The 24815-nt window shown below is 73.5% G+C and carries 24 protein-coding genes and 1 pseudogene; 9 read left to right on the forward strand and 16 right to left on the reverse strand.

Features of this window, described 5'->3' with window-relative positions:
• The first annotated feature begins 24 nt into the window (after window positions 1-24).
• A complete protein-coding gene (locus P3T35_RS10095; protein WP_101384380.1) occupies window positions 25-2457 on the forward strand; it encodes a SpoIIE family protein phosphatase in 2433 nt (810 codons plus the stop codon).
• Between the two features lie 23 nt (window positions 2458-2480).
• On the opposite strand, the gene P3T35_RS10100 is transcribed toward P3T35_RS10095, so the two are convergent.
• Together P3T35_RS10100 and P3T35_RS10105 are read right to left on the reverse strand one after the other, a co-directional pair.
• Window positions 2481-2873, reverse strand: a complete 393-nt coding sequence (locus P3T35_RS10100) for a cell division protein SepF (RefSeq protein ID WP_101384381.1) — start codon at window positions 2871-2873, stop codon at window positions 2481-2483.
• A gap of 260 nt (window positions 2874-3133) precedes the next feature.
• Complete coding sequence (locus tag P3T35_RS10105) at window positions 3134-3649, reverse strand: DinB family protein (protein WP_101384382.1); 516 nt, start codon at window positions 3647-3649, stop codon at window positions 3134-3136.
• A 109-nt stretch (window positions 3650-3758) separates the two neighbouring features.
• Here P3T35_RS10105 and P3T35_RS10110 point away from each other — a divergent pair, with 109 nt between their 5' ends.
• The gene (locus tag P3T35_RS10110; protein ID WP_101384383.1) at window positions 3759-4493 is read left to right on the forward strand and encodes an SDR family oxidoreductase; all 735 of its coding nucleotides are present in this window, start codon (window positions 3759-3761) and stop codon (window positions 4491-4493) included.
• A 7-nt stretch (window positions 4494-4500) separates the two neighbouring features.
• Here the strand turns inward: P3T35_RS10110 and P3T35_RS10115 are convergent, their stop codons facing one another.
• The 3 genes from P3T35_RS10115 to P3T35_RS10125 all read right to left on the reverse strand — a co-directional run bounded on the left by P3T35_RS10115 (window position 4501) and on the right by P3T35_RS10125 (window position 6885).
• Entirely contained in the window at window positions 4501-5172 is a 672-nt protein-coding gene (locus P3T35_RS10115) for a VTT domain-containing protein (RefSeq protein ID WP_101384384.1), read from the reverse strand.
• A gap of 26 nt (window positions 5173-5198) precedes the next feature.
• Complete coding sequence (locus P3T35_RS10120) at window positions 5199-5564, reverse strand: hypothetical protein (RefSeq protein WP_101384385.1); 366 nt, start codon at window positions 5562-5564, stop codon at window positions 5199-5201.
• 121 nt (window positions 5565-5685) lie between these two features.
• Window positions 5686-6885, reverse strand: coding sequence for an MFS transporter (locus P3T35_RS10125; protein ID WP_101384386.1), 1200 nt, complete (start codon window positions 6883-6885; stop codon window positions 5686-5688).
• A 127-nt stretch (window positions 6886-7012) separates the two neighbouring features.
• On the opposite strand from P3T35_RS10125, the gene P3T35_RS10130 reads away from it, so the two are divergent.
• The 4 genes from P3T35_RS10130 (at window position 7013) to P3T35_RS10145 (ending at window position 10581) form a co-directional block, all read left to right on the forward strand.
• Window positions 7013-8206: an ROK family transcriptional regulator gene (locus P3T35_RS10130; RefSeq protein ID WP_101384387.1), complete on the forward strand. Its 1194-nt coding sequence runs from the start codon at window positions 7013-7015 to the stop codon at window positions 8204-8206.
• Window positions 8207-8269: 63 nt separating this feature from the next.
• Entirely contained in the window at window positions 8270-8689 is a 420-nt protein-coding gene (locus P3T35_RS10135) for a helix-turn-helix transcriptional regulator (RefSeq protein WP_101384388.1), read from the forward strand.
• Window positions 8690-8731: 42 nt separating this feature from the next.
• Window positions 8732-9472, forward strand: coding sequence for a glycerophosphodiester phosphodiesterase (locus P3T35_RS10140; RefSeq protein ID WP_101384389.1), 741 nt, complete (start codon window positions 8732-8734; stop codon window positions 9470-9472).
• Window positions 9469-10581 (forward strand): winged helix DNA-binding domain-containing protein, encoded by a 1113-nt coding sequence (locus P3T35_RS10145; protein ID WP_101384390.1) that lies wholly within the window; start codon window positions 9469-9471, stop codon window positions 10579-10581. The genes P3T35_RS10140 and P3T35_RS10145 overlap by 4 nt, the downstream gene beginning before the upstream one ends.
• A gap of 107 nt (window positions 10582-10688) precedes the next feature.
• Here P3T35_RS10145 and P3T35_RS10150 read toward each other — a convergent pair.
• The 3 genes and pseudogenes from P3T35_RS10150 to P3T35_RS10160 form a co-directional block, all read right to left on the reverse strand.
• A pseudogene (locus tag P3T35_RS10150) lies at window positions 10689-11533 on the reverse strand (class II fructose-bisphosphate aldolase).
• Window positions 11524-12108, reverse strand: coding sequence for a PfkB family carbohydrate kinase (locus P3T35_RS10155; protein WP_101384391.1), 585 nt, complete (start codon window positions 12106-12108; stop codon window positions 11524-11526). The pseudogene P3T35_RS10150 and the gene P3T35_RS10155 overlap by 10 nt, the downstream one beginning before the upstream one ends.
• Window positions 12105-12329 (reverse strand): hypothetical protein, encoded by a 225-nt coding sequence (locus tag P3T35_RS10160; protein ID WP_101384392.1) that lies wholly within the window; start codon window positions 12327-12329, stop codon window positions 12105-12107. The genes P3T35_RS10155 and P3T35_RS10160 overlap by 4 nt, the downstream gene beginning before the upstream one ends.
• 164 nt (window positions 12330-12493) lie before the next feature.
• On the opposite strand from P3T35_RS10160, the gene P3T35_RS10165 reads away from it, so the two are divergent.
• On the forward strand, window positions 12494-13279 hold the full coding sequence (locus P3T35_RS10165; protein WP_101384393.1) for a DeoR/GlpR family DNA-binding transcription regulator: 786 nt from the start codon (window positions 12494-12496) through the stop codon (window positions 13277-13279).
• Between the two features lie 140 nt (window positions 13280-13419).
• On the opposite strand, the gene P3T35_RS10170 is transcribed toward P3T35_RS10165, so the two are convergent.
• The gene (locus P3T35_RS10170) at window positions 13420-14376 is read right to left on the reverse strand and encodes an alpha/beta hydrolase (protein WP_101384394.1); all 957 of its coding nucleotides are present in this window, start codon (window positions 14374-14376) and stop codon (window positions 13420-13422) included.
• Between the two features lie 268 nt (window positions 14377-14644).
• Here P3T35_RS10170 and P3T35_RS10175 point away from each other — a divergent pair, with 268 nt between their 5' ends.
• Window positions 14645-15433, forward strand: a complete 789-nt coding sequence (locus P3T35_RS10175; protein WP_101385560.1) for a fused MFS/spermidine synthase — start codon at window positions 14645-14647, stop codon at window positions 15431-15433.
• Window positions 15434-15449: 16 nt separating this feature from the next.
• Here the strand turns inward: P3T35_RS10175 and P3T35_RS10180 are convergent, their stop codons facing one another.
• Genes P3T35_RS10180 through P3T35_RS10210 form a run of 7 tightly spaced genes read right to left on the reverse strand, consistent with a single transcriptional unit; the run spans window position 15450 to window position 23932 of the window.
• The gene (locus tag P3T35_RS10180; RefSeq protein WP_101384395.1) at window positions 15450-16850 is read right to left on the reverse strand and encodes an FAD-dependent oxidoreductase; all 1401 of its coding nucleotides are present in this window, start codon (window positions 16848-16850) and stop codon (window positions 15450-15452) included.
• Window positions 16843-17679 (reverse strand): ATP-binding cassette domain-containing protein, encoded by an 837-nt coding sequence (locus P3T35_RS10185; protein WP_101384396.1) that lies wholly within the window; start codon window positions 17677-17679, stop codon window positions 16843-16845. Before P3T35_RS10185 ends, P3T35_RS10180 begins: the two co-directional genes overlap by 8 nt.
• The gene (locus P3T35_RS10190) at window positions 17676-18764 is read right to left on the reverse strand and encodes an ABC transporter ATP-binding protein (RefSeq protein WP_101384397.1); all 1089 of its coding nucleotides are present in this window, start codon (window positions 18762-18764) and stop codon (window positions 17676-17678) included. Before P3T35_RS10190 ends, P3T35_RS10185 begins: the two co-directional genes overlap by 4 nt.
• Window positions 18761-19615 (reverse strand): ABC transporter permease, encoded by an 855-nt coding sequence (locus tag P3T35_RS10195; protein ID WP_101384398.1) that lies wholly within the window; start codon window positions 19613-19615, stop codon window positions 18761-18763. Before P3T35_RS10195 ends, P3T35_RS10190 begins: the two co-directional genes overlap by 4 nt.
• Window positions 19612-20571: an ABC transporter permease gene (locus tag P3T35_RS10200; protein ID WP_101384399.1), complete on the reverse strand. Its 960-nt coding sequence runs from the start codon at window positions 20569-20571 to the stop codon at window positions 19612-19614. Before P3T35_RS10200 ends, P3T35_RS10195 begins: the two co-directional genes overlap by 4 nt.
• Before the next feature lie 11 nt (window positions 20572-20582).
• Entirely contained in the window at window positions 20583-22226 is a 1644-nt protein-coding gene (locus P3T35_RS10205; protein WP_280705387.1) for an ABC transporter substrate-binding protein, read from the reverse strand.
• A 32-nt stretch (window positions 22227-22258) separates the two neighbouring features.
• Window positions 22259-23932 carry an amidohydrolase gene (locus P3T35_RS10210; protein WP_101384400.1) on the reverse strand — a complete coding sequence of 558 codons (1674 nt, stop codon included), beginning with the start codon at window positions 23930-23932 and terminating at the stop codon, window positions 22259-22261.
• A gap of 107 nt (window positions 23933-24039) precedes the next feature.
• On the opposite strand from P3T35_RS10210, the gene P3T35_RS10215 reads away from it, so the two are divergent.
• Window positions 24040-24765 (forward strand): TetR/AcrR family transcriptional regulator, encoded by a 726-nt coding sequence (locus P3T35_RS10215; RefSeq protein ID WP_101384401.1) that lies wholly within the window; start codon window positions 24040-24042, stop codon window positions 24763-24765.
• The last annotated feature ends 50 nt before the right edge of the window (window positions 24766-24815 follow it).

Below are 24815 nucleotides of genomic sequence, written 5' to 3' on the forward strand. Positions count from 1 at the left end.
AGCCGAGCCGCCGGGTGGTTGCCGATGGACACACCAGCACCGCACATCGACCCCGCCCGCCTGAACGGCCACCGCCTGGTCCCACTCGCCACCGCCCTGCTCGACGCCGACGGCGTGGTGCTGCACTGGAGCGAGGACGCCGAACGGCTGCTCGGCTGGTCGGCGGACGAGATCGTCGGGCAGCGCGCGGCCCCGCTGCTCACCACCGAGCGGCAGCGCGGCGCGGCGATGGGGCTCTACGAGCGGGTGCTCGGCGGCCGCCGCTGGTCCGGGGTCTTCCCGGTCCGTCACAAGGACGGCCATGAAGTCCGGCTGGAGCTGCGCACCTACGGCATCAGCGGCCCGGGCGGCCGCCCGCTGGTGCTGGCCACCGGCACCGACGTGCAAGCCGTCCAGCAGGTCGAGGCCAACCTCGCCGTGCTCGACGGCTTCTTCACCCAGTCCCCGATCGGCCTGGCCGTCTACGACACCGAGTTGCGCTTCGTCCGGCTCAACGAAGCGCTCGCCCGGTTCAATGGCCTGCCGGTCGCCGACCACCTCGGCCACCGGATCAACGCCGTACTGCCCGGCATCAACGCCACCGAGATCGAGGCCGTGATGCGCCACGTGCTGCTCACCGGCGAGCCGGTGCTGGACGCCCGCTCGCACGGCCGCACCCCGGGCGACCCCGGCCACGAGCACGCCTGGTCGGCCTCCTACTTCCGGCTCGCCGACCCGGCCGGGCGGGTGCTCGGCGTCAGCTCCTCGATCATCGACGTCACCGGGAGGTTCCAGGCCGAGGCCCGCGCCGCCCGGGCCCAGGAGCGGCTCACCCTGCTTGCCCAGGCCAACGCCCGGATCGGCACCACGCTGGACATGCAGCGGACCGCCGAAGAGCTGATCGCCGCCGTCGTTCCGCGGTTCGCCGACTTCGCCACCGTCGACCTGCTCGACCCGATCCTGCAGGGCGAGGAACCCGGCGTGCTGGCGCCCGACCAGGGCGTGCTGCTGCGCGCGGTGGCGGCCGGGGAGGCGTTCGAGGACGCCCTCACCACCGCCGCCGACGCGATCGGCGAGACCACCGCCTACGAATCCAGCCGGGTGTACACCAAGAGCCTGCGCAGCGGCCGCACGCTGTACGTCCCCCACATGGACGAGGCCAAGCTGCGGACCATCGCGGCCCGCCAGGAGCGGGTCGAACCCGCGCTCGCCGCCGGCTTGCACTCCTACCTGCTGGTGCCGCTGCTGGCCCGCGGCATGGTGCTCGGCGGTGCCGAGTTCGTCCGCACCCGCAACCCGGAGCCGTTCGGCGAGGCCGATGTGGCGCTGGCCGAGGAACTGGTCGCCCGCACCGCCGTGAGCATCGACAACGCCCGGCTCTACCGGCGGGAACGGGACACCGCGCTCACCCTGCAGCGCAGTCTGCTGCCGCAGGAGGTCCACCGCACGCTCGGCCTGGAGATCGCCTACCGCTACCTGCCGAGCAGCGTGGTCAGCGAGGTCGGCGGTGACTGGTTCGACGTGGTGCCGCTCTCCTGCGGGCGGGTCGCGCTGGTGGTCGGCGACGTGATGGGCCACGGCATCCGGGCCGCCGCCACCATGGGCCAGCTGCGCACCGTCGCCCGCACCCTGGCCACCCTGGACATGCCGCCCGCCCAGGTGCTGGCCCGGCTGGACGAGACCGCCAACGGGATCGGCGAGGGCCAGTTCGCCACCTGCGTCTGCGCGGTCTACGACCCGGTGGACCGCGGCTGCACGGTGGCCAGCGCCGGGCACCTGCCGCCGGTGGTGATGGGCCCCTCGGGCGAGGCCCGGGTGCTGGACACCCCGCCCGGGGTGCCGCTCGGGGTCGGCGGCGCGGTCTTCGAGAACACCGAGTTCAGCCTGCCCGAGGGCGGCATCCTGACCCTCTACACCGACGGCCTGGTGGAACGCCGAGGCGCCGACATCGACGAGGGCATCGACCAGCTGTGCGCCACCCTGGCTGCGCGCGGCCGCACCCTGGAGGCGCACAGCGACGCGGTCATCTCGGCACTGGTCCGCGACGGCAGCGAGGACGACGTGGCGATGATCATGGCACGGGCGCTGCCGGTGCCCCGGGACCGGATCGCCACCCTGCCGCTGACCGGCGAGGGCCCGATCCCGGCCGCGGCCCGCCGGTTCACCCGTGGCGCGCTGACCGCCTGGGGCCTGATCTCGCTGGCCGACTTCGCCGAGCTGCTGGTCAGCGAGCTGGTCACCAACGCCCTGGTGCACGGTGGCGAGCCGCTGCGGCTGCGGCTCTTCCGGGACCGCACGCTCACCCTGGAGGTCGGCGACACCGGGCGCCAGCAGCCCCGGCTGCGCCCGGCCGGCTCGGAGGACGAGGGCGGGCGGGGGATGTACCTGGTGAACGAGCTGGCCCACCGCTGGGGCAGCCGGCCGACCAAGGACGGCAAGGTGGTCTGGGCAGAGCTGGAGCTGCCGTTCGGCAGCTGATCCCCCGCCCAGGGCGGCCCCGGTCAGCTCTGGTTGTAGAACCCGGTGTCGTCCAGCGGCCGGTCGATCACCATCACCTCGACCTCCGGCGGGGTGAGCAGGAAGACCCGGCGGGCGATCCGCTCGATCCCGCCCTGGGTGCCGAAGACCAGACCGGAGGCGAAGTCGACCATGCGCTTGGCCTCGGCGTCATCCATCTCGGTCACGTCCATCACCACGGGGGTGCCGGACCGAACGTGCTCACCGACGGTGCGGGCCGACTCGAACCCGGTCGGCTTCACGGAGACGATCCGCGCCGGGTTGGGCAGCGCCGGAATGGTGTCGGCGGTGCCCCAGTCGTCCTCGTACACCGCAGCCGGGTAGCTCCCGGACGGCATCAGCCACCCGTTGTGGTGCTCGTCGCGAAGTGCTCCCATGCCGCGCCTCCCTGTCCTGATCCCCGGTCGGTTCCGTGTGCGGTGCGACCAGCTGACGCGTCATCCACCCGTCGGAACTGTCCGAGTATCGCACTGATCACCGCATTGGCGCCCGCCCTGGCGCGCCGTCGAACTCGTGGTGCATGCCGATGGCATACACCGCTCTTACTGAGAGCGGACGCCGCAGGTCGGTGGAGGGTTCCCGGGTCCGGCCGAACATCACCCGAATGCCACAGATGTCAACCGGAATTGACGCCAGGTCACTCCCCGGTGACGCCGTCCACCGCCTCCCGCAGCAGGTCCGCGTGCCCGTTGTGGCGGGCGTACTCCTCGATCATGTGCACCTGGATCCAGCGCAACGTCACATCCCCGTTGCGGCGCTGCTTCCGGCCCACGGTGTCCAGCGGGAGCCCCGCCACCGCCTGCTCCGCCAGCTCGATCTGCCGCCGCCAGGTGGCGAAGGCCTCGCCCGGATCGGCGGTGTCCACGTCGTTGAGGTCGCCGTCCCGGTCCGCCTCGCAGTACAGCGAGGTGTCGTCCCCGCCGAGCAGCACCACCTGGTACCAGTAGTGCTCCACCTCCGCGAGGTGCCGCACCAGACCGAGCAGGGTCAACGAGGACGGCGCCACCGAACGCTTCCTCAGCTGTTCCGCCGTCAGACCGGCGCACTTGATGGCCAGGGTCTTGCGGTGGAAGTCCAGCCAGGCGGCGAGCATCCCCGCCTCGTCGGCGGCGTTCGGGGGATCCAGGCGCTTCACGCTGCTGCTCTCGGTCATGCCGCCATCCTGGCCCACCCGGGCCGCCAGGGGCGACCGATTTCCGCCGGATAGCCTCGATGCGAACCAAAGACGCTCGACGCGAACCAACGACGACCGAGGAGCACCAATGTCACGACCCGTCACCCTGGTCACCGGCGGCAGCCGCGGTATCGGTGCGGCCCTCTGCCGGCGCCTCGCCGCCGACGGCCACGACCTCGCGATCGGCTACCGCCAGGACGGGCAGGCCGCCGAGCAGGTCGCCGCACAGGCCCGCGCTGCCGGGGCCACGGCCGTCGCGCTGCGCCTGGACACCGCCGTCGAGGCCGATGTCGAGCAGTTCTTCGAGCAGGCCGCCGAGCGGCTCGGCCCCGCCACCGGGCTGGTCAACAACGCCGCCGTCACCAGCCTGAGCGGCCCGCTCGCCGACCTGCGCACCGACGACCTGCGCCGGGTGGTGGACGTCAACCTGGTCGGCTACCTGCTGTGCGCCCGCCGCGCCGCCCGGGACTTCGGCGCCGGCGGGGCCATCGTGAATGTCTCTTCGGCCGCCGCCACCCTCGGCAGCCCCGGCGAATACGTGCACTACGCCGCCACCAAGGCCGCCGTCGACGCCCTCACCATCGGGCTCGCCAAGGAACTCGGCCCCGCCGGCATCCGGGTCAACGCCGTGGCCCCCGGCACCACCGACACCGAGTTCCACGCCCTCGGCGGCGAACCCGGCCGGGCCGCCCGGGTCGCGCCCGCCGTGCCGCTGCGCCGCCCCGGCCGCCCCGAGGAGATCGCCGCCGCCATCGCCTGGCTGCTCTCCCCGGACGCCTCCTACACCACGGGCGCGATCCTGCGCGTCGCGGGCGGAATGTGAGGCGGCTTCAGGCCGCGGCGGCCCGGCGGCGGCTGCGCCGGTCGCGCCAGAGGACGGCCAGGCTGAGCGCGCCCAGCACCAGGATCACCGCCGTCGACAGCAGGAAGGCCGGCGAACCGGGCGTCCCCGCCGAGGCACCCGCCACCGCGTAGGCGGCGGTGGCGGGCAGCACCCCGAGCGCCGTCCCCGCCAGGTACGGGCCGAGCCGCACCCCGCACACCGCCGCGCCCAGGTTGACCGCCTGGAACGGCACCCCCGGCACCAGCCGCAGCACCAGCACGGTGCGGAACCCCTGCTCGGTGAGCTGCCGGTCCAGCGCGCCCAGCGCCCGGCCGCGCAGCAGCGGGCGCAGCGCCCGCTGTCCCAGGCCGCGCCCCAGCCCGAAGGCGATCGCCGCCCCCAGCGTGGTGCCCAGCACCGCCACCGGCGCACCCCAGCGGGCCCCGAACAGCACCCCGGCCGCCACACTCAGCGCCGGCTTGGGCAGGAACGCCAGCGTGCCCAGCGCGAACAGCAGCACGAAGGCCGGGGCCCGCCAGAGGGTGGGCACCGTGCCGATCACCGTGCGCGGATCCCAGAACGCCGCCGACCCGGCCGCGGCTGCCAGGATCAGCACCAGCAGCACGGGCCGGGTCCAGCGGGAACGGAGCAGACGGCTCGGCGGGGCGGAATCAGGCACCCGCCGAGCCTCTCACAACCGCGGGGCTACCCGTGCTCGTGGACGGGGCGGCAGTCGCGGCCTTCGACGTGGAACGGCAGGTCGGCGAAGCCGGACGGCTCATCGTGGCGGGCCTCGCACAGGACGACGAAATCGCTGTGCTTGTGCCGGATCTTGAAGTCCCCGAACACGGGCCCGTGCTCGGGGAGGTTGCCGCGGGCGACCTCGCAGCCGCCGAAGCCGTCCCAGCGGCCTTCGGGGCCCGTGTCGGGGCGGAGGTTGTCGCAGGCGTACTCGCGGACGTGCCTGTCGTGGTCCGTGGTGTCCGCGGCGGCCATGGCGGCGGGCGCGGCTAGTGCGATGGCGGTCGCGGCCACCAGCAGGGCGCGCGCGGTTCGTCGGGTGGTGCTCATGCGGGTTCAGTGCCTCTCTCTGCTTCAGGGGCGCCGGGGGAATCCGGCGGGCTCACCGTCCCCGGCTCGATCCGCCGTAATGCCCTATGACTCGAACACCACTCGAACGGCTGTGCCTGCCTCAGACCCCCGTCCGCTCCTGGGCCTGGGCCTGGTCGACGCCGCCCGCCGCCCCCGCGCCCGATCGCAGCGCTCCCGCCGCCAGGACCAGCACCGCCACCAGCGCCGTCACCAGCGCGAACGAGACCCGCAGCGAACTGCCCTGCGCCACACTGCCCACGATCGCCGGCGCCACCAGCCCGGAGGTGTAGGTGACCGTGGCCACCCCCGCGATCGCCTGGCTCGGGTTGGGCCCGGCGTGGCCGGCCGCCGCGAAGGCGAGCGGGACCACGACGGCGATGCCGATGCCGATCAGTGCGAACCCCGGGATCGCCACCGCCGGGCCGGTCGCGGCCACCACCAGCACCCCGCCCGCCGCGGCCACCGCGCCGCCGGCCCGCACCGCGCGCACCGGTCCGAGCCGCCGCACCACCGCGTCGCCGGCCAGCCGGGCAATGGCCATGGTGCAGGCGAACGCGGTGTAGGCCATCGCCGCCATGCCCGGCGCCGCATGGGTGACATCGCGCAGGTAGACGCCCGACCAGTCCATCCCGGCTCCCTCGGCGAACACCGCGCAGAACCCGACCAGTCCGATCACCACCGCCGAGCGCGGCGGCAGCGGGAACCGCGGCGGCGCCTCGGCCTCCGGCTCCGGCCGCACGTCCAGCACCCGGGTGCAGGCCAGCTGCCCGATCGCCAGCAGCACCACGGCGGCCAGCAGCAGGTGCGGGCGGGGCCCCAGGTGCTGACGGGCGGCCAGCGCCCCGCCGGCGGCGGCGACCAGTCCGCCGAAGCTCCACATGCCGTGCAGCCCGGACATGATCGCCCGGCCCATCCGGCTCTCCACCTCGACGCCGATGGCGTTCATGGTGACGTCGGCCATGCCGGCGGCGGCGCCGTAGACCGCCAGGGCCAGGCAGAGCGAGGGGAGCCCCGGCGCCACCGCGGGCGGGACCAGCGCCAGGCACCACAGCGCCAGCAGGAGCCGCAGCGCGGCCTTGGAGCCGAGCCGGTGCGTGATCCGGCCGGCCAGTGGCATCGCCAGCGAGGCGCCGAGCGCGGGCATCACCAGCGCCAGGCCCAGCTGACCCGCCGACAGGTGGTCCGCGCCCTGCAGCGCCGGGATCCGGCTGGCGAAGGTGCCGGCCACCGCGCCGTGGACGGCGAAGACGGCGGCGATGCCCACCCTGGCTCGGCGCAGCGGGCGTGGGCTGGATGGCATGGCTGGGTCCCTCCCGTTGACGAGCTCTCGGCGAAACGTTGACGAGCTCTCGGCGAGCCGTCGGCGAAGTTGCGAGTAAATTATCAGGAAGGGAACCTGATAGATAGATCTGGAAGGATGCCATGCCATGACCACCGCGCGCACGGCCACCCCGAGCACCGCCCGTGCGATCAACGACCGGCTGGCCCTGGACCTGCTCCTGACCCATGGGTCACTCACCGCCACCGAGTTGCGCACGCTCACCGGTCTCTCCCGGCCCACCGTCGCCGATCTACTGGAACGCCTGCAACACGGCGGCCTGGTCGGCATCGTCGGCGAGCGCGGCGAGCAGCGCCGCGGGCCCAACGCCCGGGTCTACGGCCTGCGCGCCGACCGCGCCCATCTGGCCGGCATCGACGTCCGCACGGTCGGCGTCACCCTCACCGTCGCGGATCTCACCGGCCGGACCCTCGCCACCGCCGCGCTCCCGGTCGATCCCGCGGGACCGCCGCCCGGCTTCGCCCAGCAGGTGCTGCGGACCCTGCTCGACGCCGCCCGGCAGGCCGGCGCCCGCGGGCTGCACACCGTGGCCGTCGGCGCCCCCGGCCTGGTCGACCCGGCCACCGGGCAGCTCCGCTCCACCAGCCAACTGCCGCAATGGCACGCCGAGTTGGTCGCCGAGCTGCGCGCCGGCCCGACCGGTGAGGTGATCCTGGAGAACGAGGTCAACCTGGCCGGCATCGCCGAACACCGCCTCGGCGCCGCCACCGACCGGGACACCTTCGTGCTGTTCTGGCTCGGGCACGGCACCGGCGCCGCCGTGGTCCTCGACGGCAAGCTGCGCCGCGGCTCCTCCGGCGGCACCGGCGAGATCGGGTTCCTGCCGGTGCCCGGCACCGGCGGCCTGCCCGACCGCTCCACCTGCGACGGCGGCTTCCACAGCCTGGCCGGCAGCGCGGCGGTGTGCGAGCTGGCCCGCCGCCATGGCCTGCCCGTCCCGGGTGGCGGTGCGGACGACGCGCCCGCCGCCGAGGCCGCGATGCTGGCCGCGTTGGCGGCCGGCCCCGCCGGGGAGCCGTTCCTGGACGAGCTGGCCGAGCGCGTGGCGATCGGCGCGGCGGCGGTGTGCGTGATCCTCGATCCGGGGTGCGTGGTGCTCGGCGGCGAAACCGGGCGGGCCGGCGGCGCGGCGCTCGCGGGCCGGGTGGCCGCCCGGCTGGCCGTCCTCTCGCCGTTCCGCACCGAGGTCCGCGCTGGCACGGCGGGCGGTGGCGCGATTCTCAGCGGCGCCGTGCTGACGGCCTGTGACGCCGTGCAGCGCGATCTCTTCGGCGGGCTCTGACCAGGCCGGGGAATGCGGCAGGATGGGACCGTGGTGACCAGCCGAACGAGGGGAGCGAGTGCCATGGGCCAACCGGGCCGGTCGGTCAACAACTACCGCATCGGTGAGGCCGCAGCGATGCTCGGGGTGAGTGCGGACACCATGCGCCGCTGGGTCGACGCCGGCCGGGTCGCCGCCGAGCGGGACGAGCAGGGGCATCGCATCATCCCGGGGGAGCCGCTGGCCGCCTTCGCCCGGGAGCTGGCCAGGCCCGGCACCGCCGAGGCGGAGGGCCGACCGCCGTCCTCCGCGCGCAACCGGTTCCCGGGGATCGTCACGCAGGTGGTGCTCGGCGATGTGGCGGCGCAGGTGGAGATCCAGGCGGGTCCGTTCCGGGTGGTCTCGCTGATCAGCCGGGACTCGGCCGAGGAACTGGAGCTGGTCCCGGGGGCCCCCGCGACTGCGGTCATCAAGTCGACCAATGTGATGATCGAACGCACCTGATTGCTTGCCAGCTGACCCGCCGTCGCCTCCGAAAGACCGCCGATGACTGACGCCCTGTCACCTGTCGACCACCCCGCGCTGCCGCTCGCCGTCGCCCACCGCGGCGACCCGTACCGCTACCGGGAGAACACCCTGCCGTCACTGGCCGCCGCGCTGGCCGCGGGCGCGGACGCCGTCGAGGTGGACGTGCAGCTCACCCGCGACCGGGTCCCGGTACTGCTGCACGACCCCACCCTCAAGCGGCTCTGGGGCCTGGACCGGCCGGTCTCCGCGCTGACCAGCGGCCAACTGGCCGCCCAGGAGTTCGAGGGCGGCCAGCGGGTGCCCACCCTGGCCGAGGCGCTCAGCCTGCTGGCCGAGACGCCGACCGCCCAGCTGCTGATCGACCTGGACGAGCCCGCGCCCGCCAAGGCGACCTGGGCGGCGGTCACCGAGCTGGGTGCCGAGTCGCAGGTGGCCTTCTGCGGGCCGGTGGCCGCCATGTTCGCGGTGCGGGAGCTGGCCCCCGAGGTGCCGATAGCGCTCACCTGGAAGCGGCCCGAGCTCCCGGTGCCCGCTCTGCTGGCCGACCTGCGCCCGCGCCACCTCAACCCGCCCTTCGGCCTGGTGACCGAGGAGTTGATGGCGCGGGCGACCGACGCCGGATTGCTGGTCAGCACCTGGACGGTCGACCTGCGCCGCACCATGCGCCGGATGCGCGCCCTCGGCGTGGCCTCGCTCACCACCAACCGGATCGCCGTGCTGCGCGCCGAGCTCGACGCCCGCCCCCGGCGGCGCGGGTGACCGAGCCGCTGCTGGAGCGGCGGGCCCTGAACCGGGCGCTGCTGGCCCGTCAACACCTGCTGGCTTCCGCCGAGTTGACGCCGATCCAGCTGATCACCCAGCTGGTCGGCCTGCAAGCCCAGGCCGCCGACCCGCCCTACTACGGCCTCTGGTCCCGGCTGCCCGCATTCCGCCCGGAGCAGCTGAGCGACCTGGTGACGGACCGCCAGGTGGTCCGGCTCGGCCTGCAGCGCGCCACCATCCACCTGGTCACCGCAGCCGACTGCCTGCGGCTGCGCCCGCTCCTCCAGCCGGCGCTCGACCAGGCGCTGACCGGTGCCCGCGGCCGCCTGCTCGCCGACCTCGACCTCGACGCGGTGACCCGGCGCGGCCGCGCGCTGATCGAGGAACGACCGCGCACCTTCCAGGAGTTGGGCACCCTGCTGGCCGCCGACCACCCCGGCCGCGACCCCGCCGCCCTGGCACAAGTGCTCCGGGCCCGGCTGGCCCTGGTGCAGGTGCCGCCGCGCGGACTCTGGCGCGCCGGCGGCGCGGCGGCCCACACCACGGCCGAACACTGGCTGGGCCGGGAGCTGGACCGGTCGGCTCCGGAGGCCGCCCGGGACGAGCTGGTGCTGCGCTACCTGGCCGCGTTCGGCCCCGCCACCGTCGCCGACCTGCAGAAGTGGTCCGGCCTCACCCGGCTGGCCGGCGTGGTCAAACGGCTCCGGGACCGGCTGGTGGAGTTCCGCGACGAACAGGGGAAGGCGCTGTTCGACCTGCCCGAGGCGCCGCGCCCCGAGCCGGCGACCGCCGCACCCGTGCGGCTGGTGGCCCCGTTCGACAATCTGCTGCTCTCCCATGCCGACCGCAGCCGGGTGCTGCCCGAGGCATTTCGCCACCGGGTGATGACGGCCAACGGCATCGTGCTGGGCACGCTCCTGGTGGACGGCTTCGTCGCGGGGGTCTGGCGGCTGGAGCGGGAGAATGACCGGGCGACCGCCGTGCTGCGGCCGTTCACCGCCCTGGACCGGCCCGCCCGCACCGCGGCCACCACCGAGGCCGAGCGGCTGCTCGCCTTCGCCGCACCGGAAGCGCCGGACCACCAGGTGCGGATCGAGGAGGCCTGACCCGGCGTCAGGGAGCTCTGCCGGAACAGAATACGGACGGCACCCACGGGCCCGACCGGATGTCGGATCCATGGGTGCCGCGACAGTGACCGGCCCTTCCGTCGGGGCTAGCCCACCACCGCCGGGTCGAGGACCGCCAGTAGCCGGGTGACCTGGGCGGCCATCGCCGCCCGGCCGGGGCCGAGATGGCGGCGGGTGTCGACCAGCCGCGGGTCGGCCGCCAGCGCCGCCCGGACGGCGGTGCTGAAGACCTGGTTGAGGTGCGTCGCGATGTTGATCTTCGTCATGCCGTGCCGCACCGCCTCGGCCAGGTGCTCGTCGGCGACCCCGGACGAGCGGTGCAGCACCAGCGGCACCGGCACGGTCGCGCGCAGTGCGGCGATCAGCCCGAAGTCGAGCGCCGCGTCCCGGGTGAGCATGGCATGCGAGCTGCCGACCGCGACGGCGAGCGCGTCCACACCCGTGGCGGCGACGAGCGCGGCGGCCTCGGCCGGGTCGGTGCGGCACCGGGAGCGTGCACGCCGTCCTTCCCGCCGACCTCGCCGAGCTCCGCCTCCACCCAGAGCCCCGCGTCGTGGCAGCGGACGACGACCTCGGCGGTGGTCCGCACGTTCCGCTCGTAGTCCAGCACCGAGGCGTCGAACATCACGGAACCGAAGCCGAGTTCGACGGCCTGCTCGACCAGCTCGACCGAGGTGGCGTGGTCGAGGTGGACCGCGACCGGCAGCTCGGCAGCCTCGGCGACCGCCAGCATGGCACCGCCGATCGGCGCGAGGCTGCCGTGGTAGCGGACGGCGTTCTCGCTGAGCTGCAGGACCACCGGCATGCCCGCGGCCTCGGCGCCGGCCACGATCGCCTGCGCGTGTTCGAGCTGGATGACGTTGAACGCGCCGACACCCCGCCCGGCGCTCAGGGCCTTGGCGACGACTTCACCGGTACCGGTCAGCGACATGGGGACCCTCCTTCACGAGTGCGGAGCGGTTCGACGGCCACTTGCGGCAGCAGGCGGCGGTGGAGTGCGGGGTCGAAGTCACCGGCGAGCGGGGCGGCGACGGCGGCGGCGGACAGCGCCACCGCCTCGGCGAGCCGGATCGGCCACGAGGTCTGCGCGACCAGGCCGACGGCCAGGGCCGCGACCGCCGCGTCCCCCGCGCCGGTGGGATTGCCGGCCAGCGCCGCCGGTGGCGCTGGCCGCCAACTGCCGTGCGGCGTAAGGGCGATCATGCCGTCCGGCCCGAGCGAGGCGACCACCGCCCGGGCCCCGGCGGCGCGCAACGCCTCGGCCCCGGCGTACGCATCGCTGCTGCCGCTGCCGGCCGCCGCGGGCCGGTACCGCTCGGTGAGATCGGCGGCGAATGTGAGCACGGTGTCGAGGACGGCGTCCGGTCCGCGCTCGGCCCGGGTGGGTCGACGCTCGGACTGCACCAGGGTGCCGTCCTCGGCCAGCACACCGCCCTTGATCTGGGTGCCGCCGACGTCGAGGGCGACGACCGGCGCGCCCTCGTCGCCCTCGCTGGGCTCGGTCATGACGTCGCCAGGACGACCGGGCGGCCGAGGCCCAGCGGCTGGTCCGGGTCGAGGTCGCGGCGCTCGGCCGGTTCGGCCGCGAGCCGCCGGGCGCGGACCAGGTCGGCGAGCGGGTCGAGTGGCGAGAGCGAGCCGGTCGCACCGCTCGGGCGGATCTGGGCGGGCAGGCCGGCCGGGGTGAGCCGCATGGCGCGGTGCCAGTATGCGGGCCGGCTGGCCATCTCGTCGGAGACGTTAGGTCACCGCGTCCTCCTGTGGGCGAGGTCGTTGCGTGAAGATGGTCATGTATAGCCGTTTCAAGCAGAAACACGCAATGCTCCGCAGGTCAAGGCACCACTGGCCTGCGCGATACGCTCGGTGTTCGCGCAACGATTGAGGAGTGGGGATGAGCACGCACGAGCGGTGGACGCGCCTGCTGGAGGTCCTGGGCGAGCAGGGCCGGATCGAGGTCGCCGAGGCCGCCGAACTGCTCGGGGTGTCCGCCGCGACGATCCGCCGCGACATGGAGGAGCTGGCCCGCCAGCAGCTGCTGACCCGGACGCGCGGCGGCGCCGTGCTGAGCGGTGTTGCGTACGACCTGCCGCTGCGCTACAAGACCGCACGCCAGGCCGACGAGAAGCACCGGATCGCGCGCGCCGTGGCCGGGCTGATCCCGCCGGGCGCCGTGGTCGGCCTGAACGGCGGCACCACCACCTCGGAGGTCGCCCGCGAGCTCGCCACCCGGGCCGACCTCGCGGAGCAGACCGCCGGCACGGCGCTGACGATCGTGACCAACGCGATCAACATCGCCAACGAGCTCGCGGTGCGGCCGTATGTGAAGACCGTGGTGACCGGGGGCGTGGCCCGGCCCAACTCCTACGAGCTGACCGGGCCGTTGGCCAACCTGGTGCTGCAGAGCATCTCGCTGGACTACGCGGTGCTCGGAGTCAACGCCGTCGACCCCCGGTTCGGCGCCGCCGCCCACGACGAGGGCGAGGCCAGCGCCAACCGCGCCATGGCCGAGCGGGCGGACCGGGTGATCGTGGCCGCCGACTCCACCAAGCTCGGCAAGCGGGCCTTCGCGCAGGTCTGCGCGATCAGTGAGATCGCCGTGCTGGTGACCGACACCGACGCGCCGGACGAGCTGGTCGAGAGGGTCAGCAGCCAGGGCGTCGAGGTGCTCTGCGTGTGACGTCCTGTCAGCTTGGATGCTGCTGACAGGACTTGGGGTCGCGGGCGCGGATCAGGCGCCCGGCACCGCTCGGGCGGCCGGCCCGGCGGCCAGGGCCGCCGCCCTGGGCGCCGTTCGGCCGGCGCCCATGGTGGCCCGGTTCACCCGGCCGCCACCGGGAAGTACGCGCCGATCCAGCGGTCCAGCTCGTCGAACACCTGCTTGCGCGGCGACTCCCCGGAGAGCACCAGATCGTGCACACCGCCCTCGATCCGCACGACGGTGACGTGCCGGCCGAGCCGCGGGCCGAGCGCCGCGATGTCATCGGCCCGCAGCACGGCGTCGGAGTGGTGCAGCGCTGGATCCCACTTGCTGGTCACGACGGAGGAGGTGGAGGCCATCAGCAGCACCGGGCAGTCGATCGCCAGACCGCGCCGCACCTCACGGTGGCCGCGCTGGATGGCCGCCAGCCAGCCCGCGTAGAGCGGAAAGCCCTCGGCGGGCTTGAGCGAGAGGTCGAAGTCCCACGCGCCCCGGTGGTCGCGGTGCAGACTGTGCACGTAGTGCGGATTGAGCGGGGCCGGGAGCTTGCGCAGCGCGGCCAGCCGACCGAGCGCCCCCACGGCGGGAGCGCCCAGGGTGCGGACGGCGGGCGCCGCCGGCATCGACAGGAACGGGCTGTTCAGGAAGATCCCGTCCACCACACCGCGCCCGGCCTGCCGGCTCGCCCAGAGCGCGGCGACCAGGCCGCCGGTGGAGTGGCCGTTCAGCAGCAGGCGGGTGTGCCCGTCCGCCCGGACGGTACGGACCGCCTGGTCCAGCTCCTCGTCGTAGGCCCGCAGGTCGCGGACGAAGTTCGGCGAGTGGTGCGGACGCAGCGAACGGCCGTACTTGCGCAGGTCCAGCGCATAGAACGAGAAGCCGGCCGCGACGAAGTGATCCGCCAGGTTGGTCTGGAAGAAGTAGTCCGTGTAGCCGTGGATGTACAGCACGGCCTGCTTCGAGCCGGGCACCAGCCGCCGCACCAGGGTCGCGCTGACCGCACCCTCCTCGTCCGCGCGCAATGGCAGCTCGGCTGCCTCGTACGGCGCACCCAGGATGTCTTCTCGGAACTCCATCTACCGCCGCACCCACTTCCGCTCTGGCCTGTCGAGGCAGGACCGCCGACCGGGCCGCCGGCACCCACCGCCGACCCGAGGGCACCGACGATACCGGCCAGTAGGGCGAGTGCGCTGCGCCGCGGGCTCCGGCCTATGCTGCCGACATGCTGCTGAGAGACCCCGCCGCAGGGCCGGCCCGCCGACCGAAGGCCCGCCGATCGAAGGCCCGTCAGTGACCGAATCCCGCCCGGTGCTGCGCGACACCGCCTTCGGCACCGCCAAGCTGATGCCCGACCTGGACCGCGAGGGCGGCTGGCTGCTCACCCTGGACGACACCCCGCAGTCCTATGTGGACCTGTCCGACCCGGCCCATCTGGAGTTCGAGTACACCCGCCGCCTCGGCCACCTCGCCGACGTGCTGGCGCCCGAGGGCGAACCCCTGGACGCGCTGCACCTCGGCGGCGGCGCCCTCACCCTGCCCCGCTACCTTGCCACCACCCGCCCCGGCTCGCACCAACTCGCCGTCGAGGCGGACGGACCGCTGGTCGAGCTGGTCGCCGAGGTGCTGCCCTGGACCGGTCAGGGCATCGAGGTCGCGGTCGGCGACGCCCGCGAGCGCCTCGCCCAACTGGCGCCCGGCTCCTGGGACCTGGTGGTGGCCGACGTCTTCCAGGGCTCGCGCACCCCGGCCCACCTGACCTCCGTCGAGTTCGTCCGACTCGCCGCCGGCGCGCTGCGCCCCGGCGGCGCCTACGCGGCCAACCTCGCCGACGGCGCCCCGCTGGCCTTCGCCGCCGCCCAGGCCGCCACGGTCCGCGCGGTCTTCCCGCACACCTGCCTGGTCGCCGAACCCTCGGTGCTGCGCGGGCGCCGGTTCGGCAACCTGCTGCTGATCGGCTCCGACCAGCCGCTGCCGGTCGATGCGCTGGCCCGCCGGCTCGCCGCCGACCCGTTCCCGGCCCGCCTGGTCGACGGACCCGACCTGCGGCGCCTGGTCGGCACCGCCACCCCGGTCACCGACGCCGAGGCCCGCCCCTCGCCGCCGCCGCCGAAGGGCGCGTTCAGCATCGAGTGAGCGGGCTGGTGGATCCTCAACTGTCAAACCCCAGACCCAGCCGGTCCAGCAGCCGCAGCCATCCGTTCCGCCGTCCGTCGTTCGCATCCGCCTGCGCGAGCGACCACTTGGTGATCCCGATCGCCGCCGAGCGAACCGGCTCCGGCGGAAACGGAACCGGCTTGCGGCGGACCAGCTGCAACTGCGTCCGCTCGGTCCGTTCGCCGGCCAGCAGGTCGAGCATCACCTCGGCGGCGAACCGGGTCGCACCCACGCCCAGGCCGGTGAAGCCGGCGGCGTAGGCGACCCGGCCGCCGTGCGAGAGGTCGAAGAAGGCGGTGAAGCGGGTGCAGGTGTCGATCGCGCCGCCCCAGGCGTGGGTGAAGGAGAGGTCGTCCAACTGCGGGAAGGCACGGGCGAAGTGGCGGGCCAGGGTGGCGAAGGTCTCGGGCCGCTGGTCGTGTTCGGCACGCACGCGGCCCCGGTAGTGGTAGACGGCGTCGTAACCGCCCCACAGGATGCGGTTGTCGGCGGTCAGGCGGACGTAGTGGAAGCGGTTGGCGCCGTCGGCGAAGCCCTGGCGGTGCCGCCATCCGACGGACGCGAGCTGGCGCCCACTCAGCGGCTCGGTCATCAGCGCGTAGTCGTAGACCGGGACGGTGTACGGACGGTGCCGCCTCACCAGCGACGGAAAGGCATTCGTGGCAAGTGCGACCCGTCCGGCCCGGACGCGGCCGTACGAGGTCCGCACCTCGACGCCACTGCCGGACGGGGCGAGCGCCGTAGCCCGGGTGTGCTCGTGGATCCGAACGCCGCGCTCCTCGCAGGCCCGCTTCAACCCCCAGGCCAGCCGCGCCGGATTGACCATCGCCACGCCGTCCCGGTCCCACAGTCCGGCCAGGAAGGCGGGGGAGTCGATCTCGGCGCGCACGGCCTCCGGCGTCTCCAGGAGCGTCCGCTCGACGCTGTACCGGGCGGCCAGCGCGGCCAACTCCCGCAAACCGTCGACCTGGTACGGCTCGGTCGCGACGCTCAGCGAGCCGGTGCGCTCCCAGTCGCACGCGATGCCGTAGCGCTTGACCGTGTCCTCGATGGCCTGCAGGTTGCGGGCGCCGAGCCGCTCCAGCGCGGTGAGCTCGCCGGGCCAGCGCTGGTGCCCGTTGCCGAGGCCGTGGGTCAGGCTGGCCTCGCAGAAGCCGCCGTTGCGGCCGGAGGCGGCCCAGCCGACCTCCTGAGCCTCGATCAGCACCACGTCACACGCACTGTCCCGTTCCTTGGCGAGCAGCGCCGTCCACAGGCCGCTGTAGCCGCCTCCGACCACCAGCAGGTCGCAGCGGGTATCGGCGACCAGGGCGGACGCGGCCTCCGGCCGCGAGGGGTCGTCGAGCCAGAAGGGCACCGGCTTGGCGTCCCGCAGTCGGCGAATCGGATCAGTCATTCCGGACGCTCCCTGGGGGAATCGGCTCGCTGAGCGCCCGGCGCCGACTCGCGATGTCCCCGGGCTCCCATCCGGGGTGGGGCACCGAAGCGAGCAGCAGGCGCGTGTACGGATGCTCCGGTCCCGCCAGCAGGTCGGGCAGCGGACGGTGTTCGACCGGACGGCCCTGCCACATGACCAGCGCCTCATCGCAGACGTACCGCACCACGGCGAGGTCGTGGCTGACGAAGACCAGGCCGATGCCGGCCTCGCGGCGGATGTCGGTCAGGAGGTTGAGCACCTGCGCCTGTACCGAGACGTCCAGCGCGGAGACCGCCTCGTCGAGTACCAGCACCGCCGGCTCGACCGCGAGGGCGCGGGCGATCGCGGCGCGCTGGCGCTGGCCCCCGGAGAGCCCGCGCGGACGGGCGGCGGCCTCGCGGTCGCCGAGGCCGACCTGCGCGAGCAGTTCGCGGACCCGGGCGGCGCGGGCCGATCGGTCGCGGTGGCCGTGCAGGCGCAGCACGCCGTCGAGCGTTTCACCGATGGTCAGCCGGGCGTCCAGGGAGAGGTACGGGTCCTGGTAGACCATCTGCACCGCCTTGGCCCTGGCCAGCCGCGCCGCACGACCGCGGACGCCGGCCGCCAGCGGTCTGCCGAGGACGCTGATCGAACCGGAGTCGGGGCGTTCCAGCCCGACCAGCATCCGGGCGGTGGTCGTCTTGCCGGAGCCGGACTCACCGACCAGTCCCAGCGCGCCGCCCGGTGGCAGTGAGAACGAGACCCCGTCGACGGCGACCGTCGAGCCGAACGCCTTGCGCAGCCGGGTGACTTCGAGCAACGTGTTCACGGGCGGACCTCCTCGGCGGCGGACCGGATCTCGGCCACTCGCACGCAGGCCACCGCCCGCCCGGCGCCGACGGTGCCGCAGTCCCCACCGGAGCGGCAGGCCCCACCGGAGCGGCAGCCGCAGCCGTCCGGCAGCGGCAGCAGCGCCGGCACCTGCTGGTCGCACCGCGCGGCCTGCGCGAACGCGCACCGGGCCGCGAACGCACACCCCGGTGCGGCCTCGTCCAGGCCGATCGGGGTGCCGGGCACCGGCCGGAGCCGCTCCAGTGGACCGGTCAGCGGCGGGGTCGACCCGAGCAGGCCGATCGTGTACGGGTGCCGCGGCCGGCCGAACAGCTCCGCCGCCGTGGCGTGCTCCACGATCCGCCCCGCGTACATCACGTACACCCGGTCGCAGCTCGCCGCCGCCAGCTCGATGTCATGGGTGATCAGCAGCAGGCCCAGGCCCCGTTCGCGCTGCAGCCGGCCGAGCAGCGCAAGGATCTCCGCCTGGGTGCTGACGTCCAGAGCGGTGGTCGGCTCGTCGCAGAGCAGCAGGCGCGGCTCGCCGGCCAGCGCGCCGGCGATCATGACGCGTTGCAGCATCCCACCCGACAGCTGGTGCGGGTACCGCCGCAGCTGGCGCTCCGGCTCCGGCAGGCCCACGGCCGCCAGCAGCTCCACCGCCCGCTCCTCAGCCCGGTGCCGCGGCCAACGGCGGGTCAGGCGCAGCGGCTCGGTGAGGAAGTCGCCGATCCGGCGGACCGGATTGATGCCCGCACGAGGATCCTGGAAGACCATCGACACCGTGCCGGCACGGATCGCGCGCAGCCGGCCCTGCCCCGCACCGAGCACGTCCTCCCCGCCCACCAGCACCCGGCCGGCGCAGCGCGCACCCGGCGGGAGCAGCCCGAGTGCGGCCCGCGCGGTCACCGACTTCCCGGACCCCGACTCCCCGACCAGTCCCACCACCTCGCCCGCCGCCACCCGCAGGCCGACCGCGTCGAGCACGGGCCGGGCGGTGCCGGGCAGTTCGACGGTCAAGCCGTCGATCTCCAGCAACGAGGCACTCACCGTGCCGTCCTCCTTCAGCAAGGAGCCGCTCACCGCGTCGTCCCCCTCTCGCCCAGTCGCTCGCCGACCACGTTGAACGCCAGCACCGCCGCCACCACGGCGACCACCGGCAGCACCGCCGAGAGCGGCTGTCCGGCCAGCACGGCCGACTGCGCGTGGTTGATCATCGCGCCCCAGTCCGGCGTCGGCGGTTGCACGCCGAGGCCGAGGAAGGAGAGCGCGGCCAGGTCGAGCAGCGCGTAGCCGAAGTTGACGGTGGACTGTGCGAGCACGGTCGGTGCGATGTTCGGCAGCAGTCCGCGCACCGCGACGTACCCGGGCGCGTGGCCCTGGACCAGGTAGGCGGCGATGTAGGGGCGGGTCTTCTCCTGCGCGGTCAGGCCACGCACCAGGCGGGCGGTGTAGGGCAGGTAGGCGACGGCCATGGCCAGTACCGGTGCGCCCAGGCCCTTGCCGAACAGCGCCACGGCGAGGATCGCCAGCAGCAGCGACGGGAAGGCGAAGAGGACGTCGAGCACCCGGCTGATCACCGCGTCCACCCGTCCGCCGCGCCAGCCGCTCAGGAGCCCGACGGCGATGCCGCCGACGCTGGAGAAGACGACGACGCCGAGCGGGCCGAGCAGGCTGGTCCTGGCCCCCTCCAGCAGCGCGGAGAAGGTGTCGTGGCCGCCCTGGTCGGTGCCGAGCCAGTGCTGCGCGCTCGGCCCGGCCATGGTGTCGGCGAAATCGCCGACCGTCGGGTCCTGCGGCGCCAGCCACGGTGCGAACAGCGCCACCGCGACGAAGACCACCAGCACGCCCAGGCAGATCCGGAACAGCCAGCCGTGACCGCCGAGTTGGCGCAGCACCCGGCCGGCGCCGAGCCGCACGGTGCCGGTACTCATCGAACACCCCCCGCCGTCCGTGCGACCCGCGGGTCGATCAGCGGATACACCAGGTCGACCAGCGTGTTGACCACCACGAAGGCCGCGACCACCAGCAGCACCAGCGCCTGCACGACCTGGAAGTCCAGCTCGTCGACGCAACTCACGAGCAGCGAGCCGATCCCGGACATCCCGAAGGCGGTCTCCACGATGGCGGTGCTGACGAGCATGCCGGAGACCAGCAGACCGGAGACCGTGACGATCGGCCCGAGCGCGTTGCGGAACACGTGGCGGCGCAGCACGGCGAACCGCGGTGCGCCCCGGCTGAGCGCCACCTCGACGTGCTCGCGGCCGAGTTGGTCCAGCATCGCGCTGCGGGTCACCCGGGTGACCAGGGCCATGAAGGTCACCGAGAGCGCGATCGCCGGCAGCACCACGTGGTGCAGCTGGTCCAGCAGGCCGGTGCCGTTGCCGATGGTCGGGAACCAGCCCAGCTTCACGCCGAACACGGACCGCAGCACGATCGCGGCGGCGAAGGACGGGACGGCCGCGCCGACGGTGACCAGCAGCAGCACGGCGCTGTCCGTGCGGGTGCCGCGCCGCAGCGCACCGAGCGCGCCGGCGCCGATGCCGACCACGGCGATCAGCACGGTGGCGACGGCGACCAGCAGCAGCGACGCGGGCAGCCGGGACCAGATGACGGCGCCGACGCTCTGGTGGAACAGGTAGGAGCGGCCGAAGTCGCCGTGCAGCACCGCGTCCAGCCAGTGCCAGTAGCGCACCAGGAACGGCTGGTCGAAGCCGAACTGCCTGCGGATCGAGGCGAGTTCGGCCGGGCTCGGGCTGCGCCCGCGGACCAGGAAGGAGACCGGGTCGCCGGGCGCGAGGTAGAGCGAGGAGTAGACCAGGAACGAGGTGACCAGCAGCGTCACGGCGGTGCCGGCCAGCCTGCGCAGCACGGCGACCGCGAGGCTCATCGGTTGGCTCCTCATCCCCTGGCCCCGATCTCGGCGGCCCAGGGGTAGTAGAGGTAGTCGATCGAGGGCTGCAGGCCGGTGATCCGGTTGCCGAGGAAGACCGAGACGGGCTCGGCGTAGAGCGGCAGCCAGGGCAGCTGCGCCATCGCGATCTGCTGCGCCTTGGCCGCCGCGGCGGCGTGCGCGGCCGGATCGGTGGTGCCGGCGGCCTGGTCGACCGCGGCGTCGAACTGCGGGTCGGACCAGTTGCCGTAGTTGCTGAACGCGCCGGTCCGCAGCGAGCCGTACATGTCCAGCGGGTCGGTGATCGAGGTGTACCAGAAGGTCTCGAAGAGGTCGATGCCCTTGCGCGCGGCCGGGTCGGTGAACAGCGCGGTGTACTTGTCCGGCGAGACGGTGTCGATCTGCGGCTTCAACCCGATGGCGGTGGCGGCCTGTTCGACGGCCTGGGTGATGATCGTGCTCTGCGAGTCGAGCGGGCTGCTGGCTATGACCACCGACTGGCCGTGCACCCCTGCGCTCGCGGCGAGTTGCTTGGCCTTGGCCGGGTCGTACGGGTACTGCGGCAGGGCCTTGAGCAGCGGATCGATGGTGCTCTGCGGGCTGTTGTTCCAGGTGTTGCGGGTGACCAGCGAGTCGGCCACCTCGCCGATCCCGCCCACGCCGGCCTTCACGATGCCCTTGCGGTCGATCGCCATCAGCAGCGCCTGCCGCACCCGGGCGTCGCCCAGCGGGCCCTGGAGGTTGCCCACCACTTCGTCGGCGACTGTGGTGTTCTGGCCGTAGTAGAGCTTTCCCTTATTGGAGGTGGCCAGTTGTGCGTAGGAGTCGGCCGGCACCATCCAGCCGCCGTCGACCTCGCCGCTCTGGAAGGCGTTGACGCGGGCGGTCTCGTCGGAGAGGAAGACGAACTTCACCTGCTTCGCCTTGGCGCGCAGCGACGGGTCCCAGTAGCCGTCGAACCGCTTGAGCACGATCGACTGCCCCGGGCTCCAGGAGGAGAAGGCGAACGGGCCGGTGCAGTTGACGCCCTTCGCGGGGTTGCCGTAGTCCTTGCCGTCCGCCTGCAGGGTGGCGGCGGATTCGACGGTGCCGGGGCTGGCGGCCATGTAAGCGTTGAAGGTGGAGTCGGGGGTGTTGAGCGTGACCGTCACCTGCATCGGGCCGGTCTTGTCCACGGACTTGACGTTGCGGAAGGCGTAGGCCCAGTCGCTGCCCGTGTTCGGATCGAGGTTGCGGCGCAGCGAGGCGACCACGTCGTCGGCGGTCAGCGGCGTGCCGTCGTGGAAGTGCACGCCGCTGCGGATCGTGTAGACCCAGGTGGTGGGGGTCGGGTTGGCGTAGCCGGTGGCCAGGCCGGGCGAGGTGGTCAGGTCGGGGTTCCAACGCAGCAGGCTCTCGCAGACGTTGGCCAGCACCGTGTTCGGCGGGTAGTCGAAGGAGAAGGCATAGTCGATCGAGACCGGTTCGGCGAACAGCGACCAGGTGAAGGAGTCGACGTCGCCGCTGCTCGGCGCGGTGCGGGCGGTCAACTGGTAGGCGGGGACGCCGTCCGCCGAACTTGCGGGGTGGGCGGTGCCGCTGCAGGAGGTCAGCGCGAGGGCGGTGAGCGGGAGCGCGGCCAGGGCAGCTCTACGGGGTCTTGGTCTGGGCACGGTGGGCCTCCAGAAGCGAAAGTGACGTTGGGTCAGCTGGTGGCGACGTGGACGGGCCGCCCGTCGACGAAGGTCATCCGGACCTTGGCGGAGCCGATCTCCTCGGCCGGGCCCGCGAACGGGTCCCGGTCGAGCACCACCAGGTCGGCGCACTTGCCGGGTTCGACGGTGCCGGTCTCGGTGTCGAGGTGGTTCGCCCAGGCGCTGCCGGCCGTGTAGGCGGTGAAGGCCTGGGCGAGCGTCAGCGCCTGCTCCGGGTAGAAGGGCTGTCGGTCGGCGTTGGCGTCAACCGCCCGGCGGTTGACGGCGACATGGATGCCCCAGAGCGGGTTGGGGCTGCTCACCGACCAGTCGCTGCCCGCGACCAGCCGCGCGCCGGCCCGGACCAGGTCGCCGAACGGGTACTGCAGGGCGGCCCGTTCGGGGCCGAGGAACGGGATGGTGAGCTCGTCCATCTGCGGTTCGTGGGCCGCCCAGAGGGCCTGGATGTTGGCGGCGGCGCCGAGTTCGGCGAACCGCTTGACGTCGTCCGGGTGGACGACCTGGAGATGGGCCAGATGGTGGCGGTTGTCGTTGGCGCCGTTCACGGCCCGGGCCAGCTCCAGCGCGTCGAGCACCTCGCGGACGGCCCGGTCACCGAGCGCATGGAAGTGCAACTGGAAGCCGAGAGCGTCGAGTTGGGGAACGGCTGTGCGGAGCACGGCCGGCTCGACGAAGCTGAGGCCCGAGTTGGCGGTGGCGCAGCCGCAGGCGTCGAGGTAGGGCTCCAGCATGCTCGCGGTGAAGTTCTCGGCGATGCCGTCCTGCATGATCTTGACGGTGGTGGCGTTGAACCGGCCGATCCGGCCGTGCAGTCGGCGTTCCACCAGCTCGGGGATCTGCTCCGGGCCGCGCCGGCGGTCCCACCAGAGCGCGCCCACGACCCGGGCTTCCAGCGAACCGTCACGGGCCGCGTCCAGGTAGACGGGGTAGTTGTCCGGGTTGCCGGGAAAGCTGCCGATCATGGCGTCCTGCCAGGCGGTGACGCCGAGTGAGAACAGGTACCGCTGGGCGGCCAGCAGACCGGCCCGCGCCTGGGCCGGTGTGGCGACCGGGACGTGCCGGGCCACCAGGTCCATGGCTCCCTCCTGGAGGGTGCCGATCGGGGTGCCGTCCGGCTCGCGCTCGATCCGGCCGTCGGCGGGGTCCGCGGTGCGGCGGTCCACCCGGGCCACCTCCAGGGCGCGGGTGTTGACCCAAGCGCCATGCCCGTCGCGGTTGGTGAGCAGCACCGGGCGGTGCGGGACGACGGCGTCGAGCATGGCCCGGGTGGGGATACCGTCGGGGAAGGCGTCCATCGACCAGCCGCCACCGCAGATCCACTCGGCCTCCGGGTGCTCGGCCGCGTAGGCGGCGACGGTCGCCAAGTAGCCGTCGACACCGCGCTGTTCGGACAGGTCGCAGCGGAGCAACTGCACTCCGGCGATGACGGGATGCACGTGGGCGTCCTGGAAGCCGGGCGCCAGCAGCCCGCCGTCGAGGTCGATCACCTCGGTCATCGGCCCGGTCAGCTGTTCGTGCAGCTCGCGCTCGTCGCCGACCGCGAGGATGCGTCCGCCGCGGACGGCGACGGCGGCCGGTAACGGCTCGGTGCCGGTCGCGGTGAACACCCGGCCGCCGCGGAAGAGCAAGTCGGCAGGGCGGCGTGATGGTGCGTCAGGAGCCATGGGCGGATCCCTCCCCGAGTGGTGGTGAGGAGGAGTGAAGCGCTGCGCAACGATGTTGTCAACGGTGTTGCGCACAGCCGGGATCCCGTCGTTACACTGGCGGCACCATGTCGAATACAGCCTCGAACCCGTCCTCCCCGCGGGCTGCGGCGCCACCCGCCCGCGCGCGCAACCGGCGCTCCGGAAGCCAGCTCAGCCCCGAAACGATCATCGAAGCCAGCCTGCGGATAGCCGCCCGCGGCAGCGCGGACGCCTTCACCGTGCGGCGCCTCGGCGAGGAGCTCGGCGCCGATCCGACCGCCGTCTACCGGCACTTCCGCGACAAGGACGACCTGCTGCTGGAAGTGGCCGACCGCACCCTCGGCGAGGTCCTGGACAGCATCCCCGAGGGCCTGGGCTGGCAGGACCGGATCCGCGCCCTGGCCGACGGCTCGCTCGCGGTCGCCCTCAAGTACCCGGCCGTCGCCTCGGCGATGGCCAGCCGAACCACCCGACGGGCCAACGAATTCCGCGTCGTCGAGCTGATCCTCGGCGCGGTCACCGAGGCCGGTCTGACCGGCGCCGAGGCGGCGGTCCACTACCGGATGGTCGGCGACTCGCTGCTCGCCCTGGTCGGCCAGCGTGCCGCCTACCTGCTCTTCTCCGCCGAGGCACGGGCGGCCGACGAAGCCTCCTGGACCAGGGAGTACCGGCTGGTCGATCCGGTCGCGTTTCCGCAGATCACAGCGGTGGCCGAGGAGTTGGCACAGGTCACCCAGGACGGGGTCTACCGCGCTCGGGTCGAGGCGCTGATCACGGCGATCGAGCGGAGGGTGGCGGAGCCGGCCGCGTAGGTCGGCAACGGCCCCTTTGCGCAAGACCGTTGACAATAACGTTGACAACG

It is taken from the genome of Kitasatospora sp. GP30 (assembly GCF_029892145.1).
Taxonomy (GTDB): Bacteria; Actinomycetota; Actinomycetes; order Streptomycetales; family Streptomycetaceae; genus Kitasatospora; species Kitasatospora acidiphila.

What these genes read in the sequence shown, in the direction of transcription:
- P3T35_RS10195 (WP_101384398.1), bottom strand. Translation starts at nt 19,615, where the DNA reads ATGAGTACCGGCACCGTGCGGCTCGGCGCCGGCCGGGTGCTGCGCCAA.
- P3T35_RS10140 (WP_101384389.1), top strand. Translation starts at nt 8,732, where the DNA reads ATGACTGACGCCCTGTCACCTGTCGACCACCCCGCGCTGCCGCTCGCC.
- P3T35_RS10160 (WP_101384392.1), bottom strand. Translation starts at nt 12,329, where the DNA reads ATGGCCAGCCGGCCCGCATACTGGCACCGCGCCATGCGGCTCACCCCG.
- P3T35_RS10165 (WP_101384393.1), top strand. Translation starts at nt 12,494, where the DNA reads ATGAGCACGCACGAGCGGTGGACGCGCCTGCTGGAGGTCCTGGGCGAG.
- P3T35_RS10110 (WP_101384383.1), top strand. Translation starts at nt 3,759, where the DNA reads ATGTCACGACCCGTCACCCTGGTCACCGGCGGCAGCCGCGGTATCGGT.
- P3T35_RS10120 (WP_101384385.1), bottom strand. Translation starts at nt 5,564, where the DNA reads ATGAGCACCACCCGACGAACCGCGCGCGCCCTGCTGGTGGCCGCGACC.
- P3T35_RS10155 (WP_101384391.1), bottom strand. Translation starts at nt 12,108, where the DNA reads ATGACCGAGCCCAGCGAGGGCGACGAGGGCGCGCCGGTCGTCGCCCTC.
- P3T35_RS10100 (WP_101384381.1), bottom strand. Translation starts at nt 2,873, where the DNA reads ATGGGAGCACTTCGCGACGAGCACCACAACGGGTGGCTGATGCCGTCC.
- P3T35_RS10130 (WP_101384387.1), top strand. Translation starts at nt 7,013, where the DNA reads ATGACCACCGCGCGCACGGCCACCCCGAGCACCGCCCGTGCGATCAAC.
- P3T35_RS10105 (WP_101384382.1), bottom strand. Translation starts at nt 3,649, where the DNA reads ATGACCGAGAGCAGCAGCGTGAAGCGCCTGGATCCCCCGAACGCCGCC.
- P3T35_RS10200 (WP_101384399.1), bottom strand. Translation starts at nt 20,571, where the DNA reads ATGAGCCTCGCGGTCGCCGTGCTGCGCAGGCTGGCCGGCACCGCCGTG.
- P3T35_RS10125 (WP_101384386.1), bottom strand. Translation starts at nt 6,885, where the DNA reads ATGCCATCCAGCCCACGCCCGCTGCGCCGAGCCAGGGTGGGCATCGCC.
- P3T35_RS10215 (WP_101384401.1), top strand. Translation starts at nt 24,040, where the DNA reads ATGTCGAATACAGCCTCGAACCCGTCCTCCCCGCGGGCTGCGGCGCCA.
- P3T35_RS10210 (WP_101384400.1), bottom strand. Translation starts at nt 23,932, where the DNA reads ATGGCTCCTGACGCACCATCACGCCGCCCTGCCGACTTGCTCTTCCGC.
- P3T35_RS10180 (WP_101384395.1), bottom strand. Translation starts at nt 16,850, where the DNA reads ATGACTGATCCGATTCGCCGACTGCGGGACGCCAAGCCGGTGCCCTTC.
- P3T35_RS10095 (WP_101384380.1), top strand. Translation starts at nt 25, where the DNA reads ATGGACACACCAGCACCGCACATCGACCCCGCCCGCCTGAACGGCCAC.
- P3T35_RS10170 (WP_101384394.1), bottom strand. Translation starts at nt 14,376, where the DNA reads ATGGAGTTCCGAGAAGACATCCTGGGTGCGCCGTACGAGGCAGCCGAG.
- P3T35_RS10175 (WP_101385560.1), top strand. Translation starts at nt 14,645, where the DNA reads ATGCCCGACCTGGACCGCGAGGGCGGCTGGCTGCTCACCCTGGACGAC.
- P3T35_RS10135 (WP_101384388.1), top strand. Translation starts at nt 8,270, where the DNA reads ATGGGCCAACCGGGCCGGTCGGTCAACAACTACCGCATCGGTGAGGCC.